Annotated in this window: 2 protein-coding genes; both read right to left on the bottom strand. The window is 65.7% G+C overall.

Features of this window, described 5'->3' with window-relative positions; genetic code table 11:
* On the bottom strand, nt 1-564 hold a 564-nt coding region (locus tag VFA16_RS05255; protein WP_324966800.1), incomplete at its 3' end, for an FAD-dependent oxidoreductase.
* A partial coding sequence (locus VFA16_RS05250) for a glutamate synthase-related protein (RefSeq protein WP_324966799.1) occupies nt 557-2,398 on the bottom strand: 1,842 nt, incomplete at its 5' end. The genes VFA16_RS05250 and VFA16_RS05255, both read right to left, overlap by 8 nt.

Raw genomic sequence — 2,398 nt, 5'->3', positions numbered from 1 at the left:
GGGGATGCCGTAGCGCAGCAGCCCGCCGATGCGGTCTTCGCGCTCGAAGACGGTCACGCTGTGGCCCGCGCGGGTGAGTTGCTGGGCGGCCGCCAAACCGGCCGGACCAGAGCCCACCACCGCGACCGTCTTCCCGGTCAGCTTGTCCGGGGGCAGCGGAACGACCCAGCCTTCGTCGAAGGCCTTGTCGATGATCTCCAGCTCGATCTGCTTGATGGTCACCGGATCCTGGTTGATCCCAAGCACGCAGGACGGCTCGCAGGGCGCCGGGCAGAGCCGCCCGGTGAAGTCAGGGAAGTTGTTGGTGGCGTGCAACCGCTCGATGGCATCACGCCAACGGCCCCGACGCACCAGGTCATTCCATTCCGGGATCAGGTTGCCCAGCGGACATCCATTGTGGCAGAAAGGAATCCCGCAATCCATGCAGCGAGTCGCCTGCTGCTGCAGCACCCCGTGATCGAAGTCTTCGTAGACCTCTTTCCAGTCGCGCAGGCGCAACTCCACCGGGCGGCGGTTGGGCAACTCCCGGTGGGTGTATTTCAGGAAGCCCTTGGGGTCAGCCATGCGCGGCCGCCATGATTGCCTGGTCGACGTCGGCGCCGTCCCGTTCCGCCTCGGCGATCGCCTGCAGGACGCGCTTGTAGTCGAGCGGCATCACCTTGACGAAGTGCCGCTGCTCCGATGCCCAGTCGGACAGGATGCGTTGCCCGACTGTGGAATCGGTGTTGTCGACGTGAGACTGGATCATGCCGTAAAGCCAGTCCAGGTCATCATCGTCCAGACCCTCGAGCTGCACCATTTCGGTGTTCAGATTCCCCGGGAGCTCGCCGTCGGGGTCGTAGACATAGGCCACGCCGCCGGACATTCCGGCGGCGAAATTGCGCCCGGTGCGGCCGAGGACGACGACCTTGCCGCCGGTCATGTACTCGCAGCCGTGGTCCCCGACGCCTTCGACCACCGCGTGGACTCCGGAGTTACGGACCGCGAACCGTTCGCCGACCACCCCGCGTAAGAAGGCCTCGCCGCCAGTGGCGCCGAACAGGGCAACATTGCCGCCGATGATGTTGTCCTCGGCGACATAGTCCTCCGGCGCGTTGTCCGAGGGTCGCACCACAATCCGCCCGCCGGACAGGCCCTTGCCGACATAGTCGTTGGCGTCGCCGTAGACCCGCAGCGTGATGCCTTTCGGCACGAACGCCCCGAAGCTGTTGCCCGCGGAACCGTCGAACGTGATGTCGATGGTGCCGTCGGGAAGACCTTGGCCGCCATAAGCTTTGGTCACCTCGTGACCGAGCATGGTGCCCACCGTGCGGTTGACATTGGAGATCGTCGTGGAGAACCGCACCGGCGTCCCGGAATCCAGCGCCTCGCGGCTCATCACAATCAACTGCTGGTCCAACGCCTTGTCCAGCCCGTGGTCCTGGCTGGAACTGCAGTAGAGATCTTGGTTCATGAACGGCGACTCCGGCTCGTGCAACACCGGCGCCAGGTCCAGCTTGTGCGCCTTCCAATGCGCCCGCGCCAGCGTGGTGTCCAGCGCGTTCACCTGGCCGATAGCCTCGTTGAGGGTGCGGAAACCCAACCGCGCCATGTATTCCCGCACTTCTTCGGCGATGAACATGAAGAAGTTCTCGACGAACTCGGGCTTGCCCGTGAAACGCTCCCGCAGCACCGGGTTCTGTGTGGCCACCCCGACCGGGCAGGTGTCCAGGTGGCACACCCGCATCATGATGCAGCCCGACACCACCAGCGGCGCGGTGGCGAACCCGAATTCCTCGGCCCCCAGCAGCGCGGCGACCATCACGTCGCGACCGGTCTTCAGCTGCCCATCGACCTGGACCACGATCCGGTCGCGTAACCCGTTGAGCAGCAAGGTCTGCTGCGTCTCAGCGAGGCCAAGCTCCCACGGCGCGCCGGCGTGCTTCATCGACGTCAGCGGGGTGGCGCCGGTACCGCCGTCGTGTCCGGAGATCAACACCACGTCGGCGTGGGCCTTGGACACGCCAGCGGCGACGGTGCCGACACCGTTCTCGGCGACCAGCTTCACGTGGATGCGGGCCTGCGGATTGGCATTTTTCAGGTCGTGGATCAGCTGTTTCAAGTCCTCGATGGAGTAGATGTCGTGGTGCGGTGGCGGGGAGATCAGCCCCACACCGGGCGTGGAGTGCCGCACCTCGGCGATCCACGGATACACCTTGCCGCCCGGAAGCTGGCCGCCCTCACCGGGTTTGGCGCCCTGCGCCATCTTGATCTGGATGTCGGTGCAGTTGGTCAGGTAGTGCGAGGTGACGCCGAACCGAGCCGAGGCGACCTGTTTGATCGCGCTGCGGCGCCAGTCGCCGTTCGGGTCGCGCTCGTAGCGGCTGACATGCTCGCCGCCCTCACCGCAGTTCGACCG

Source organism: Mycobacterium sp., assembly GCF_035653355.1.
Taxonomy (GTDB): domain Bacteria; phylum Actinomycetota; class Actinomycetes; order Mycobacteriales; family Mycobacteriaceae; genus Mycobacterium.
The sequence above is the reverse complement of the archived record's forward strand: the minus strand, read 5'-3'. Positions and strand labels throughout refer to the sequence as shown.